Annotated in this window: 16 protein-coding genes and 1 pseudogene; 7 read left to right on the top strand and 10 right to left on the bottom strand. The window is 63.6% G+C overall.

Annotated features, from left to right (window positions below):
• Window positions 1–81: 81 nt before the first annotated feature.
• The 8 genes and pseudogenes from IVA96_RS02070 to IVA96_RS02035 form a co-directional block, all read right to left on the bottom strand.
• A complete protein-coding gene (locus IVA96_RS02070) occupies window positions 82–330 on the bottom strand; it encodes a hypothetical protein (RefSeq protein ID WP_247279149.1) in 249 nt (82 codons plus the stop codon).
• 234 nt (window positions 331–564) lie between these two features.
• Complete coding sequence (locus tag IVA96_RS02065) at window positions 565–1,083, bottom strand: DUF3147 family protein (RefSeq protein ID WP_247279150.1); 519 nt, start codon at window positions 1,081–1,083, stop codon at window positions 565–567.
• Window positions 1,083–1,430, bottom strand: a complete 348-nt coding sequence (locus IVA96_RS02060; protein WP_247279151.1) for a DUF3147 family protein — start codon at window positions 1,428–1,430, stop codon at window positions 1,083–1,085. Before IVA96_RS02060 ends, IVA96_RS02065 begins: the two co-directional genes overlap by 1 nt.
• Window positions 1,427–2,014 carry a phosphatase PAP2 family protein gene (locus tag IVA96_RS02055; RefSeq protein ID WP_247279152.1) on the bottom strand — a complete coding sequence of 196 codons (588 nt, stop codon included), beginning with the start codon at window positions 2,012–2,014 and terminating at the stop codon, window positions 1,427–1,429. The genes IVA96_RS02060 and IVA96_RS02055 overlap by 4 nt, the downstream gene beginning before the upstream one ends.
• A gap of 96 nt (window positions 2,015–2,110) precedes the next feature.
• Window positions 2,111–2,281 (bottom strand): annotated as a pseudogene (locus IVA96_RS02050) (NAD(P)-dependent oxidoreductase); the annotation flags it as partial.
• Window positions 2,282–2,682: 401 nt separating this feature from the next.
• Window positions 2,683–3,234 carry a DUF4142 domain-containing protein gene (locus tag IVA96_RS02045; protein ID WP_247279153.1) on the bottom strand — a complete coding sequence of 184 codons (552 nt, stop codon included), beginning with the start codon at window positions 3,232–3,234 and terminating at the stop codon, window positions 2,683–2,685.
• An 85-nt stretch (window positions 3,235–3,319) separates the two neighbouring features.
• Window positions 3,320–3,547, bottom strand: a complete 228-nt coding sequence (locus IVA96_RS02040; protein ID WP_130212842.1) for a hypothetical protein — start codon at window positions 3,545–3,547, stop codon at window positions 3,320–3,322.
• A gap of 8 nt (window positions 3,548–3,555) precedes the next feature.
• Window positions 3,556–5,343 carry a thiamine pyrophosphate-requiring protein gene (locus IVA96_RS02035; protein ID WP_247415199.1) on the bottom strand — a complete coding sequence of 596 codons (1,788 nt, stop codon included), beginning with the start codon at window positions 5,341–5,343 and terminating at the stop codon, window positions 3,556–3,558.
• Between the two features lie 144 nt (window positions 5,344–5,487).
• On the opposite strand from IVA96_RS02035, the gene IVA96_RS02030 reads away from it, so the two are divergent.
• The 7 genes from IVA96_RS02030 (at window position 5,488) to IVA96_RS02000 (ending at window position 13,338) form a co-directional block, all read left to right on the top strand.
• A complete protein-coding gene (locus IVA96_RS02030) occupies window positions 5,488–5,862 on the top strand; it encodes a PRC-barrel domain-containing protein (RefSeq protein ID WP_247279330.1) in 375 nt (124 codons plus the stop codon).
• Window positions 5,863–6,226: 364 nt separating this feature from the next.
• Complete coding sequence (locus tag IVA96_RS02025) at window positions 6,227–7,381, top strand: HlyD family secretion protein (protein ID WP_247279156.1); 1,155 nt, start codon at window positions 6,227–6,229, stop codon at window positions 7,379–7,381.
• Window positions 7,378–8,997, top strand: a complete 1,620-nt coding sequence (locus IVA96_RS02020) for a DHA2 family efflux MFS transporter permease subunit (protein WP_247415197.1) — start codon at window positions 7,378–7,380, stop codon at window positions 8,995–8,997. Before IVA96_RS02025 ends, IVA96_RS02020 begins: the two co-directional genes overlap by 4 nt.
• A 98-nt stretch (window positions 8,998–9,095) precedes the next feature.
• Complete coding sequence (locus IVA96_RS02015; protein WP_247279157.1) at window positions 9,096–10,097, top strand: nitronate monooxygenase family protein; 1,002 nt, start codon at window positions 9,096–9,098, stop codon at window positions 10,095–10,097.
• A gap of 104 nt (window positions 10,098–10,201) precedes the next feature.
• Window positions 10,202–10,621 carry a hypothetical protein gene (locus IVA96_RS02010; protein ID WP_247279158.1) on the top strand — a complete coding sequence of 140 codons (420 nt, stop codon included), beginning with the start codon at window positions 10,202–10,204 and terminating at the stop codon, window positions 10,619–10,621.
• Window positions 10,622–10,811: 190 nt separating this feature from the next.
• The gene (locus IVA96_RS02005) at window positions 10,812–12,386 is read left to right on the top strand and encodes an alkaline phosphatase D family protein (protein ID WP_247279159.1); all 1,575 of its coding nucleotides are present in this window, start codon (window positions 10,812–10,814) and stop codon (window positions 12,384–12,386) included.
• 133 nt (window positions 12,387–12,519) lie between these two features.
• Window positions 12,520–13,338 (top strand): aldo/keto reductase, encoded by an 819-nt coding sequence (locus IVA96_RS02000; protein WP_247279160.1) that lies wholly within the window; start codon window positions 12,520–12,522, stop codon window positions 13,336–13,338.
• A gap of 67 nt (window positions 13,339–13,405) precedes the next feature.
• Here the strand turns inward: IVA96_RS02000 and IVA96_RS01995 are convergent, their stop codons facing one another.
• Entirely contained in the window at window positions 13,406–13,639 is a 234-nt protein-coding gene (locus IVA96_RS01995) for a hypothetical protein (RefSeq protein WP_247279161.1), read from the bottom strand.
• Window positions 13,640–13,725: 86 nt separating this feature from the next.
• The gene (locus IVA96_RS01990) at window positions 13,726–14,178 is read right to left on the bottom strand and encodes a hypothetical protein (RefSeq protein ID WP_247279162.1); all 453 of its coding nucleotides are present in this window, start codon (window positions 14,176–14,178) and stop codon (window positions 13,726–13,728) included.
• Window positions 14,179–14,272 lie beyond the last annotated feature (94 nt).

Here is a 14,272-nt window from a genome sequence, read left to right as displayed (position 1 = left end):
CATGCCCCCGGTGCGCCGGAAGCAATCTCCAAGGACGGCCCTGGCACCCCCGTGCCGGGGTCGTTTGTTTTGTGGACCGTCCTATGGGTTAGTCTCGCCGTCCGGCTCGCCCTGAACATGTCCGCCGGGTCCGCGGCCGAATACGCCGAAATTGCTCGACTTCACGCCGGCTGCCGGATCGACATCCGCTGCGGCCAGCCCGAACTTGAGGAGTTCGCGGACCGCTGCCGCTCGGGTCGGCATGCGATGTTTGAACCGGAAATCGTCAACAGCGGTCAACTCTTCCGGCGAGAGCATGACCTGAAGGCGTTCGGCGCGAAGGTCGTTCATGGTCGATCATGCAAATTGAGCAAGTTGAGTAGTTTACTCAATGGACGAACTAAGTAGGAGTTCCATAAGAGTCAGAAAAATCATCCCTGAAGCTATAAACATCAGCAAAATCAATAATTTGATATTGAGACCAGTTGTGCGCTGGCGCATTTCCTGACGGACGAAGTCAGGTTGTCCCGCGAGCTTTCTGTAGAGACAGAAGCACAGAAGCCGGTGCGTCCGAGCCCCCAGAGGTTATTTAAGGACGTGAGCACCCCGTTTCCTGATGCTACGGCAAGAAGCTCCAGCCGCTCGTTGATCGTGCCCGCGCTCGGGCTGCGGGCGATTTGAGGTGGTGCGCAGCTTCCGCCTCAACCACCATGCTGACACGGCCACCATTACCCAGGCTAGGATGGCGGCCGCGAATGCCCCGGTGATGCTTGCCGACACCACGGCGTAGAAAGCCGCTGCGAACGCTGCGAGGCCGATACTTCCGAGGCCGGCGCCCGCAGCGTCCAACGCTGCGGCCTGCTGCCCGCGTCTTCGCCCGCTGAATCCGGCTTTTTCCTTGGCGCGGCGCTCATGGCGTTCGATCAGCGTCGCGCTGGCACAGAAGATGGCGGGAAGCGCGAGAAACAGTCCGCCGATCGCGAGGCCAAAATGGCTGCCGATGAGGCCTGCCGCTACCGTCGCGAGGCCGCCCAGCACGAAGCGCACCACGTATTCGTACCAATGCGTCTGCTTCAGCGCGGATGATGACAGCTTGACCAGCATCAGGCGGCGCCTCCGAAACCCGCGAGCAGGCCGAAGGCGACCACGAGCCAAACCAAAAATGCGAGGATGGTGGCCGGCAGCGCCGCGAGACGAAATCTCATCAGCAGGTGGCAGACGGCGAGGCTGTAGCAGCCGAGGGCGACAGCGCCGTAGATCATCGTCCAGCTCTCGGCCGCGGCATATTGCGGGCCGTGCTGAACGACCGCGATGCCAAGCGTGGCGAGTGCGACCGACGGCGCCGCGCCGAGAAGCCCGGCAAAGCTCTTCGGCTTGAGCATGTCTCCGAAGATCGCGAAGGCGGAGACGATGAGGCCGCCCGCGACGAAGCGCAGGAGATATTCCGTCATGGCCCTACTCGCGAGGCTTGATGCCGCTGCCGCTGCGATTTTCCGAACGTAAATGGCCTGAACAGTCGCTCGACGACGATTCCGAGGGTGAACCCCGCCACCACGTCGCTGGCCCAATGTGCAAGCACCGCGACGCGCGTCAACGACAGCGCCACGGCAAGGGAGCGCACCAGCCGGCGGGGAGCGGGGGCCAGCAGCCCAGCCGCCGAGGCGAGCGCGCCCATGTGCAGAGCGTGGCCGGACGGAAACGCATCACGTGGCTTTCCGGAGATAGGGATACCGTGCAAATGGCCGCGCAGCGTCAGGCGATCGGGTCTTGTCTGATCGAACACGGACTTTAGCAGGTGCGGGAGCACTGCAGTGGCCACGGAAACTGCCAATACGTGATTTGCAGCAGATCGCGCCTCGGGCCGTCGAAGCTGCGCGTAGAGCCATCCAGCCGCGGCGAGCGCAAGCATCACGTGCTCGTCCGCAGCCCACGTCAAAGTCTGCGCGGTTTGCTCGATGCCCGAATTGGTGTTGTCCGCAATCTCGTGTGCGAGCGCCTGATCGATCCGAGTGGGTTTTACTTCTACGAGGGCCATCGGTCTGGCGAGCTATCCTTCATGACTGTTTTGTAAATTCTGTATGACAATGAAGGTTCCAGCGGGCGCCGTTGCGAGGGCTGTCCCGAGCCCCCTCGCGGCGCCGTAGACATCGCCTGTCGCATAGCTTGCGTCTGCCGCGGCAAGCTGCACGTAGATCGAGGCTAGCTCGCCCGGCTGACCGGGACGACCGAGGGATGTCGTGCCGCCGAACTTTTCCAGCTTCTCCATGATGGCGCCGCCGGACACCTGGAGCGGCATCCAGATCGCTCCGGCGCGACGTGTGGCGGGCGAGCCGGCCGGAGCCTTAGTAGCTGGTCTCGCCATGATCCGGCCGCGGCTCCATGTTGCCGGCAGGGCCGGGCAGGGCTGCGAGTGCTTCTTGAACGGCGGCTTCGGATAGCGGCTGACGGGATTGATCAAGTCGTGCTCAGCTGTGGACGTACGTCCTTCCGCCGTTGCTGTGGACGTACGTCCTTCCGCCGTTGCGGAAGCCAGCGAAGCCGCCGCGAGCGTTCCGCTCGCGGCGTGGCAATGTGCCGGCGCGATATCGAAGTGTTGTCTTGCTGCGCCCTGAGGATCTCCGCATTTGCGACCCAAGGTGCGGAGAATGGCATCGTGGCTCAGACGAGGAGGACGCCGGCGGAGCCGCCGTCCTCGGCCGCTGCCTACTTGGACTGACCGACGCTCGGCGCCTTACCGAGCTCCTTGGCCATGTCGAGATGGTGCTTGAGCGCCGGCAGCGTCTTGCCGGCCCAATCCTTCAACGCGGCATTATCGCCGCCCTTAGCATACCGCTCGAACAGGGAGACGGCGTCCTCATGGGCGCTGACCTGGTAGGAATTGTAGTCGGAACTGAAGTCCTTGCCGGTCGCGCTCTTGAGCTTGTCGAGCTTGCTTTGGTGCGAACTGTCGAGCGCCGTCGGCAGCGTCGCCTGGACCTTGCCGTTGCCGACCAGTCCCTTCAGTTCGCTGCTGGTCTTGGTGTGATCGGTCACCATCTGCTGGGCGAACGATTTCTCCTGCGCATTGCCCTTCTGCTCAGCGAGCTTGCCCGACTCGATCTCGAACATGTCGCTGATGGCGACCTCCTTGACGAAGTCGGCGGTTGCCGGCGCGACGCCGAGTGCCGAATTGACGCCGGTCTTCTCGCCCAGCGATTGGGCCAATGCGGGACCTGCGAGAAGCACGCAAGCAATGGCGACGATGGTTCGTTTCATGGTCCGTCTCTCCAATTGTCGCGCGGCCACCTGCCGCGCCGTGTTGCGCCGATCAACACGCCGCGAGGGCCGAGGTTCCTAACGACTAGTCCGTGGGATTACGCCCGGTGCGCGGGTTGATGGGGTCGGTCGGCTTGCGCCGAAGCCGCTCGGGCAGAAACGGCTCGGCCGGCGCGGCGGTGGCGTCGGCGCGCACGTCGGCATGACGCTGTGCCCGCTCATGCGGTGTCCGGTTGTCGTTGAAATGCCACTTCACGTCGACGCCGTCGACCGGGTCGTTGACGCCGTGCTGAATATCGCGGAAGTCACTCATGGTTCACCTCATTGCTTTCCGGGCAGAATCGATTCCAACACCTGCCGCGCAGCTCCCTTGATCATTCCGCTTTCGTTCGGATCGCCCTTCATCAGGGTGAGCGAGAAATTCTTCGCCTGCTGCAAGGTGATGTGCGGCGGAAGCGGCGGCACCTCGGGATCGGTTTTCACTTCCAGGACGACAGGCATATCGCTCGCCAGCGCCTGCTCCCAGGCCGAGCCGAGCAGCTGGGGACAGTCGACGAAGATGCCGCGCAGGCCGATCAGCTCAGCGAAGCGTGAATAGGAGACGTCAGGAATGCGCTGCGAGGCTTCGAACTTGGGATCGCCGTTGATGATGCGCTGCTCCCAAGTGACCTGGTTGAGGTCTTCGTTATTGAAGACGCAGACGATGAAGTGCGGATCTCGCCAAGACCGCCAGTATTTCGCGGCCGTGATCAACTCGGCCATGTTGTTCATCTGCATGGCGCCGTCGCCGACCAATGCGATCACAGGTCGGTCCGGATGGGCATATTTGGCGGCGAGCGCGTAAGGCACCGCAGCACCCATCGAGGCGAGGCCGCCGGAAAGCGAGGCGGTCATGCCGCGGCGCATCTTCAGGTCGCGCGCAAACCAGTTGGCACAGGAGCCGGAATCGCTGGTGATGATGGCGCGGTCGGGCAGGCGCGGAGACAATTCCCAGGCAACGAGCTGCGGATTGACGGGCGCGGCGGGCTGATGCGCGCGGTCGTCCAGCGTTTTCCACCATGTCGCGACATCCTGCTCGATGGCCTTGCGCCAGGCGCCGTCGCTCTTTGGCGCGAGCCGCGGCAGCAACGCGCGCAATGTGTCGGCGGCATCGCCGACGAGACCGACCTCCATCGGAAAGCGGATCGACATCATGCTGGCATCGATATCGATCTGCACGCCGCGCGCCGCACCTTCCTTGGGCAGGAATTCGGCGTAAGGAAAGGCGGAGCCTATCATCAGCAGCGTGTCGCATTCCATCATCATGTTGTAGCTGGGCTCGGTGCCGAGCAGGCCGATCGAGCCGGTGACCCATGGCAGGTCGTCGGGGAGTGCGGCCTTGCCGAGCAGCGCCTTGGCGCAGCCGGCCGATAGCCGGTCGGCGACCGCGATGACTTCATCGGTGGCGCCAAGCGCGCCGGCCCCGACGAGCATCGCAACCTTATTGCCGGCATTGAGGATGTCCGCCGCGCGGTCGAGATCAGCGTCACGCGGCGTGATGCTGGGCGCGCTGTAGCCGATGCCGGAATGCAACGTGCCGTGCGCACGGGGCGGGTCCTCGTAAGGCTCCTCCTGGATGTCGTTTGGCAGGATGATCGCGGTCGGGACTCGTCTCGCCAGGGCGATCCGCACGCCGCGATCGATCAAGTGCCGGACCTGCGCGGGCGAAGAGGCTTGTGCGACATAGGCGCCGGCGACGTCCTTGAACATCGACACCAGGTCAAGTTCCTGCTGGTAGCTCCCACCCAGCGCATTGCGCGCCTGCTGGCCGACGATGGCGAGCACCGGCTGGTGATCCAGCAGTGCATCGTAGAGGCCAGTGACGAGGTGCGAAGCGCCGGGCCCCGAGGTCGCGATACAGACGCCGAGCTGGCCCGAGAATTTCGCGTAGGCGGTCGCCATGAATGCCGCCATCTCCTCGTGCCGCGCCTGCACGAAGCCGATCTTGCCTTCAGCCCGGTTCATGGCGCCGAACACGCCGTTAATGCCGTCTCCGGGGTAACCGAAGATGTGACGCACGCCCCATTGATGCAGGCGCTGAACGATGAAGTCTGAGACGGTCTGAGACATTAGGGGCGGCTCTCTCGGTTCGGACCTGGTTAGACTCAGAGAACCTGTTGTTTTCGGCGATGTTCCTTGGCTCTTGCGGAACCGCGTCGGAACGATCGCTGACCTCGCGCCGTTGATTCACAAATGGCTGAGTGGAGAATTACGATGCTGAATCAGGGTGAACTGGACCAAAACGAGATGGGCCGGCTGATCGGAAGCGACAAGGTCGAAGGAACATCGGTCTATGGGGCCGATCGAAACCGGATCGGTTCAATCGAACGCGTCATGATCGACAAGATCAGCGGCAAGGTCTCTTACGCAGTGCTTGGCTTCGGCGGATTTCTCGGCCTCGGCAATGATCATTACCCGTTGCCCTGGCAGTCCCTGAAATACGACACCGAGCTTGGCGGCTATGTTACCGCGATTACCGCGAAGGATCTGGAAGGCGCTCCGAAATATGGTGAGAAGGCTGAGTGGAACTGGGGTGATGACGCTGCCGTACGCGGTATCAATGCCTATTACGGCGTCCCCTTCGCGTAACAAAGGACGATGCGATGAGTAAGGAACGGCCGACCGATGATCCCCGGACTCAGAACGACTGGGGTTCGCACAGGCAGACGGACAAGCCTTGGAAGGGCAATCCGGAAAAAGAGCAGGGATCGGACAAAGTAAAGCCCGACCTCGAGAAATAGCACGAGACCAAGACGCACTAACGTCCACTTTCCGTAAGAGCGATCGAGAAGCGCAGCGCGGCGGTGCTGCGCTTTTTCTGAGCACCGCATTCACGAATGACAGCGGTGCTCCAGCAAGTCGGAACCATGCTTCGGCGCTGCGGTTGGGCTGCCGGCGCGCAAGCTTGGCTCAATTGGCTTGCGGCCGGTAGTCCCGACAAAAGGTGGTCAGCGTGGATGCTCAAACCCGGGAGCGTCGGCCGTCCGCGGAGCAGCCGCAGCGGACGAAAGAAGCTCCGAGAACGAATCCTGATCGATCCCGCGACGTCAAAGAGCAGTCGGGCGAACCGGCGCCGCCGTTGCGCCCGAGGCTTCGCCAGCATTGGCTGTTAGCAACTGTCGGCGCCATCGTGCTGATCGCGGCGCTCGTCGGCGGTCTGCTCTGCTGGCTTGAGGTCCGCCATTACGAGTCCACCGACGACGCTTTCGTCGCCTCGCGCAGTTTTTCGGTGGCTTCGAAGGTCGGCGGTTACGTGACCGACATCCCGGTCACAGACAACCAGCACGTCAATGCCGGCGACCTTCTCGCCAAGCTCGACGAGCGCGACTATCGCATCGCCATCGATCAAACCAATGCGCAGGTCGCGGCGGCCAAAGCGAACATCGCCAATGTCGGGGCGCAAATCGACTCCCAGCAGGAGCAGATCAAGCAGGCCCAGGCGCAGCTCGAACAGGCTCAGGCGCAACTCCAGTTCTCGCAGGAAGAATTCGCGCGCGCCCAGGATCTGGCCGAAAAGGGAGCCGGAACCGTGCAGCGCCAGCAACAGACCCGTTCCGACCTTCAGGCGCAGCAGGCCAACACCGAGCGCGCCAAGACCGCGGTGACGGCCGCGCAACTGAGCATCAAATCGCTACAAGCGCAGCTCGAAGGCGCCAAGGCGCAGCTCGGGCAATCGCAGGCGCAGCTCGATCAGGCCAAGCTGAACCTGCAATATACCAGCGTCGTTGCGGCGCAGTCCGGTCGCGTCGTCAAGCTCTCCGGCGCGAAGGGCACATTCGTCACCGCCGGGCAGAGCCTGATGATGTTCGTGCCCGACCAGGTGTGGATCGTGGCCAACTATAAAGAGACCCAGCTCAACGACATGCGGCCGGGCCAGCCGGTAGAGATACGCATCGATGCCTATCCCGGCCGCAAGCTGACCGGCCACGTCGATTCGGTGCAACCGGGTTCGGGCACCGCGTTCAGCCTGCTGCCGGCGGAGAATGCCACCGGCAACTACGTCAAGGTGGTGCAGCGTGTGCCGGTAAAGATCGTGGTCGACAACTGGCCGCCCGATCTGCCGGTCGGACCGGGCATGTCGGTCGTGCCCTGGACCAGGGTGCGATGACGGACGTCGCGCAAGGCGGCGCGGCCGCCGGCGGTTGGTCGCCGGAGCGGTCGGCGGCGGGCGGGCACAATCCCTATCTGATCGCCTTCGTGGTCTCGATCGCGACCTTCATGGAGGTGCTCGACACCACCATCGCCAACGTCGCATTGCGCCACATTGCCGGCGGGCTCGCGGTCGGCATCGACGAGAGCACCTACGTCATCACCAGCTATCTCGTCGCCAACGCCATCGTGCTGTCGATCTCGGGCTGGCTGTCGACCGTGATCGGCCGCAAGCGCTTCTACATGATGTGCGTCGCGACGTTCTCGATCGCGTCGCTCCTGTGCGGCTTCGCCTGGAATTTGCAATCGCTGGTACTGTTCCGGATCTTGCAAGGCCTTGGTGGCGGCGGCATGGCGACCAGCGAGCAGGCGATCCTCGCCGATTCCTTCCCACCGCATAAGCGTGGTCAGGCCTTTGCCATCTACGGCGTCGCCGTCGTGGTCGCGCCAGTGATCGGGCCGACGCTCGGCGGCTGGATTACCGATACGTATACTTGGCACTGGGTGTTCCTGATCAACGTTCCCATGGGATTGCTGTCGTTGTTCCTGGTCGGCACGCTGGTCAAAGAGCCGTCGGGCGCAGAGGAGGAGAGGGAGAAGCTGCTCAGCAAGGGTCTGCGTGTCGACTATGTCGGTTTCGCCCTCGTCGCGATCGGGCTCGGCTCGCTCGAATTCGTGCTCGACGAAGGCCAACGCAATGACTGGTTCGGATCGAACATGATCGTCGTCTTCGCGGTGCTCGCGACTGTCTCGCTGCTCTCGCTCATTCCCTGGGAGCTGACGCGGGAGCAGCCCATCGTCGACCTTCGCCTGCTTGGCCGGCGTCTGTTCGCCGCCTGCTTCCTCGTCATGCTCGGCACCGGCGCGGTGCTGATCTCGACGACGCAGCTCCTGCCGCAGCTGCTCCAGACCGAGCTGAACTACACCGCGATGCTGGCCGGTCTCGCGTTGTCGCCCGGTGGCGTCGCGACGCTGGTGCTGATGCCGGTGGTCGGCCGCCTCGTCGGCATCGTGCAGCCGAAATATCTCATCATGTGTGGTGCCGCCATCGTCGCGTTCTCGATGTGGCATCTCACCGGGCTGACCGGCGACATCACCTACGGCTACGCTGCGCTGTCGCGCATCTTCCTTGCGCTCGGTCTCCCCTTCCTGTTCCTGCCGGTGACGACCGCCTCCTATGACGGCATCCCGCCGGACAGGACCAACCAGGCCTCGGCGCTGATCAATGTCGCCCGCAATATCGGCGGCTCCATGGGTGTCGCGCTGGCGCAGACCATTCTGGCGCAGCGCCAGCAATTCCACCAGAGCCGCCTGATCGAGCATGCCGCGCCGTCCGATCTCGGCTACCAGCAGACCATCGACGCCATGACGCGTTACTTCCAAGCGCAGGGCTCCAATGCAAGCGATGCCGCGTCGCAGGCGGTCGCATGGGTCGGCAAAACCTTGCAGCAGCAGATCGACCTCCTCGCCTATATCGACGTGTTCTGGACGCTTGCCATTGTCGCCCTGCTGATGATCCCCACCGCAGCCGTGCTCCGCAGGATCGATTTGCGCGCGCCGGCGCGGGGGCACTGACGGGCTCTCCGCCCCGTTCAGAGAGAAAGGGTGACCGCGGCACGAGACTGCGGCTAGACTGAACCTGACATCAAGCAAAGCCCTGGGAGGAAACTGACGTGAAGACCGCGATCACCGAACTGTTCGGCATCGAGCACCCGATCATCCAGGGCGGCATGCATTTCGTCGGCTTTGCCGAGCTGGCCGCCGCCGTCTCCAATGCCGGCGGGCTCGGCATCATCACCGGGCTCACGCAGAAGACGCCCGAGCTGCTGGCCAAGGAGATCGCGCGCTGCCGCGACATGACGGACAAGCCGTTCGGTGTGAATCTCACCTTCCTGCCGACCTTCTCGGCGCCGCCTTATCCGGAATACATCGCGGCCATCGTCGAAGGTGGCATCAAAGCAGTGGAGACCGCGGGCCGCAGCCCGGAAGCATACATGCCGGCGCTGAAGGCGGCCGGCATCAAGGTCATCCACAAATGCACCTCGGTGCGCCACTCCCTGAAGGCGGAGCGGATCGGCTGCGACGCCGTCAGCGTCGACGGCTTTGAATGCGGCGGCCATCCCGGCGAGGACGACATTCCCAACATGATCCTGCTGCCGCGCGCGGCGGAAGAGTTGAAGATTCCCTTCGTCGCCTCTGGCGGCATGGCCGACGGGCGCAGCCTGGTCGCGGCGTTATCACTCGGCGCAGCCGGCATGAACATGGGCACGCGCTTCATCGCCACCAAGGAAGCGCCGGTGCATCAGAACGTCAAGAACGCGCTGGTCGCCGCCACCGAACTCGACACCCGCCTGATCATGCGGGCGCTGCGCAATACCGAGCGCGTCCTGAAGAACGCCAATGTCGATCGCCTGCTCGAGATCGAGCGCGAGAAGGGCACCAAGCTCACCATCGACGACATTCACGACCAGGTCGCGGGTGTCTATCCCAGGATCATGCTGGATGGTCAGATGGACGCGGGCGCCTGGAGCTGCGGCATGGTCGCAGGCCTCATCCACGACATTCCCTCCTGCAAGGAGCTCGTCGACCGCATCATGAGTGAGGCGGAAACCATCATCCGCAGCCGCCTGATGGGGTTCCTGGATGGGACGGAGACGACGCGAAAAGTCGCCTGACTCCGCCAAACTTCTTAACCACGGCGGCAATTGGCCGCTGGAATTGCGCGTGGCGCCTCCTAAATAGGGCTAAATTACCCCTTCATCAATTTCAGGAGGTGCTCGTGGTCCTGAAAAGCGTTCCCTTTGCAATTGCCGTGGCGCTCGTGCTCGCAGGGGCGGACCTCGCGCATGCTGACGGCTACAAGCCTGACGAATATCTGGGTCTCGATCTGTCCAAGGCCGTACTGTCGCCGAAGCGGCTTGGCCCGGAGACGCAGTTCGCGCCGGTCGCTTTGGAGGCACGCGGCGGCAACGAGGCGCAGGCGCGCGCCGAGCCGATGGACGTGCCGAAGAAGGTTGCCGCCGAACGCGTGCACGTGGCCGAGCCCAAGGTCGGGCATGCCCGGAGCGCCCAGCCGCGCGGTACGGCGCGCACCAAACTCTCACATCGCCACGGCAATCCGCTGGACGCGCAGGCAAGGGACACGCGCATCCAGACCTGGCCGTGCCGCTCCGGCGGCATCTGCAACTGGAAGCGTTAGCCGCAGCGCTGCTGCCTCTTCACCTCGCCTCCGCAAGCGGGCGAGGAAGCGCATCTGCACCGTGGTTACGCTTGCCAGTCGAAACCGTCATGCGCGCGTCGCAAAATCGTAGGCGCGAAGTCAAGAAACCGTCAGGATAGAGTCAAGGAGCGCAGGCACCTTTCGTTGCGATTCGACGAAGGTTTCCTGAATGGCAACGCTCCGCGCCGCGCGGGCCTGGACCCGGCGGCAATTTTTGGTCCATTCAACCTCCAGTCTCGCCGTCGCCTCGCTTGGGACGCTCGCAAAGCCGCATCTCAGTCGCGCTGCCGACCGTCCGCAGATCACGAGCGGCATCCAGTCCGGCGATGTCTCTGGCGGCTCCGCCGTGATCTGGGCGCGCGCCGACCGAGCGGCGCGGATGCAGGTGGAGTGCTCGACCCTCGAGAGCTTCAAGGCGATCGTCGCGTTGGCCTCCGGCGATGCGCTGCCCGAGGCCGATTTCACCTCAAAACTGCTGCTGAAGGATCTGCCTCCCGGGCAGGACATCTTCTATCGCGTCCGCTTCGACGACATCGCGACCGGGATTGCCGGCGAAAGCCGCGTCGGCCATTTTCGCACCGCGCCGGCCGCGGGCCAGTCGATCTCGTTCCTGTGGTCCGGCGACACCGCGGGGCAGGGCTGGGGCATCGACGTCTCGCGTGGCGGATATCGCAGCTATCGCACCATGCTCGACAACCGCCCGGATTTCTTCATCCACTCCGGCGACCACATCTATGCGGACTGCACCATTCCTGCCGAACAAAACCTGCCGAACGGCGAAATTTGGCGCAACATCGTCACCGAGGAAAAATCCGAGGTCGCGCACACGCTGGCGCAGTTCCGCGGCAATTACAAATACAACCACCTCGACGAACACTTTCGCGCCTTCCATGCCGAGGTGCCGATGTTCGCGCAGTGGGACGATCACGAGGTCACCAACGACTGGTCGCCGACCGGCAGCTACGACGCCGCCGGTTACGAGCACGACGGCACGCCGCTCTTGGTCGCGCGCGCCCGCCGCGCGTTCTTCGATTTCATGCCGATCCGCGACGTTGGCGCGCGGCAGGGTCGGGTCTGTCGCAAGATCGCTTACGGCCCGCTGCTCGACGTTTTCATGATCGACATGCGGAGTTATCGCGATGGCACCTGGAATAAGGGAAGCGACCATCGCGGCTGGATCCTCGGCACCGAGCAGCTCGCCTGGTTGAAGCGCGAGCTCGCTGCCTCACGCGCGATCTGGAAGGTGATTGCGGCCGATTTGCCGATCGGCCTGATCAGCCTGGACGCCGTTGCGCTCGGCAGTGGGCCGCCCGACCGGCGTGAGCACGAGATCGCCAATCTGCTGGCGTTCATCAAGCGCGCCGGAATCCGCAACATCGTCTGGCTCACTGCCGATATGCACTACACCGCCGCGCACTACTACGATCCTAACAAGGCGCAATTCCAGGACTTCGATCCGTTCTGGGAGTTCGTCTCCGGCCCGCTGCATGCCGGCACCTGGGGCCCGGGCGAACTCGATGACACCTTTGGTCCGGTCGCAATGTACCAGCACGGCTGTAGCGCTGCGCAGGGCGAGAATCTGGCGCCGTGCTTCGGCTTGCAGTTCTTCGGCCGGGTCGACATCGACGGCCGCAGCGGTGTGATGAGAGTGACCTTGAAGGACGTCGAGAATCGCGATCTCTGGTCAGTCGATATCCAGCCGCAGCAGCAGCCACGACCGGCCGTCGTGGCGCAGCATTCGTAGGCCATTAACTCGATCTTGATTGGCCGCCCGGCGTCTCCCGCGCTATGGTCGCTACTCCCGCCACTTCCTTTCCATCAGCGAAGAGTCTGTCATCGCGCGTCTGGCGCGATGAACTACGTCAGGAGTCTGTTTCATGCACCATCTGCAGACACAGGGCATCAGCATGCCCAAGCTCGGCCTCGGCACCTTCCGCATGCAGGGCGATGCCTGCCGCGCCGCGGTCGAGAGCGCGCTGTCGATTGGCTATCGCCACATCGACACCGCCGAGATGTACGCCAATGAGGAGTCGATCGGTTCGGCCATCGCCGCTTCCCGCCTGCCGCGCGGCGAACTGCACGTCACCACAAAAGTCTGGCACGAGAATCTGGTACCGGAGGCGATCCGTCGCGCTTTCGACGCCAGCCTGAAGAAGCTCAGGCTCGACCATGTCGACCTCTATCTCGTGCACTGGCCGTCGAAATTCGCCAATTGGGGCGCGGTGTTCGAGACCCTGATGAAGCTCAAGGAGGAGGGGCGGACGCGGGCGATCGGCGTTGCGAACTTTACCACCGCGCTGCTCAAGATTGCCGTCGAGGACATCAAGGCGCCAATCGCCTGCAACCAGGTCGAATATCACGCCATGCTCGATCAATCGAAGGTGCTGACCTATCTCAATGCCAGGAGCATCCCGCTGGTCGCCTATTGCCCGCTGGCGCAGGGGCGCTTCGCAATGGATCCGGTGCTGAGCGAGATCGGCGTTAAGCACAACGCGACCGCGGCTCAAGTGGCGCTGAAATGGTTGCTCGATCAAGACGGCGTCGTGGCGATCCCGAAGGCGTCGCGGCGCGAGAGCCAGCAGGCCAATCTCGATGCCCTGAAGATCACGCTCGATGATGCCGACCGCGACAAGATCGCCGCACTGCCGAAGGACAGGCGCTGCGTCAATCCCGGCTTCGCGCCGGCGTGGGATTAGCCCTGGAGTGCTTTCGAACGCGCAGAAAATGGCCCCGCCAGGGGCCATCTCCATGCTGCGTTGCGCTTTAGTCCCAGTGATGGTGGCGATGACTGCGCTTGATGACGACGACCTTGTCGCCGCGATGGTGCCAGCCGCGATGCCAGCCATGGTCACGATGCATGCCGTATTCGGCGTGGGCAGCGTACGGGCCGTGATGATGATGACCGCGCTTGATCACCACCGTCTCGGCGCTCGCCAGCGTCGGCGCTGCGATCACGATCGCGCCGAGAGCTGCAACCACATAACCAAGCTTCTTCATGATGTCCTCCTCCAATCGAATGCACATCTAAACCGTGCATGCACGCGAACGTTCCGGAGGAACGGCGGGAGAATTCTGAACGCCTGTTAATCGCAGCGTTGCTGTGCCGGTGTTGGCGCGCCGGTCGCGACGTATTTGCCGTCTCTGATCGTGTACTCGCCGCGCTCGCTGCGATTGTAGGTCGCGCGCAGGCTGCCATCCTTCTGCAAGAGGAGTCCGAATTCGCGCGTCTGATGGAGCGAGGGGAAGAACATCATCACACCGAGCAGGCCTTCGGCATCGACCGTGGCGGAGACGACCTCGCTCTCGTCCTTGGCTTCGCCGAAGTTGCGCCGGTACATCACCCGGCCGTCCTTCCTGATCTCGTAAGTCAATAGCGCGCCCTTGTCGCGGTCGGGCCGAGCCGCGCAGTCGACGGCCCAAGAGCCGAGCAGGCCCCATTGTTCGACCCTTACCGCAAGCGTCTCGGCACGCGCCGCGGACACGAGTGCGACCCACGGCAGCGCAGCCGCGATCCAGCGGCTCAAGCAACGCGTCATGTCCTGGCAAGCCCTCCGCCTCGTAGAATTCCAAAGAAGAGCATCCCTCACGGCCGCCCACGCTGGCTGCCGATCGCGCGCGAATCGGATCCGG

It is taken from the genome of Bradyrhizobium sp. 159, assembly GCF_023073795.1.
Taxonomy (GTDB): Bacteria; Pseudomonadota; Alphaproteobacteria; order Rhizobiales; family Xanthobacteraceae; genus Bradyrhizobium.
Note: the sequence above shows the minus strand (reverse complement) of the source record. Positions and strands in the feature narration are given on the sequence as shown.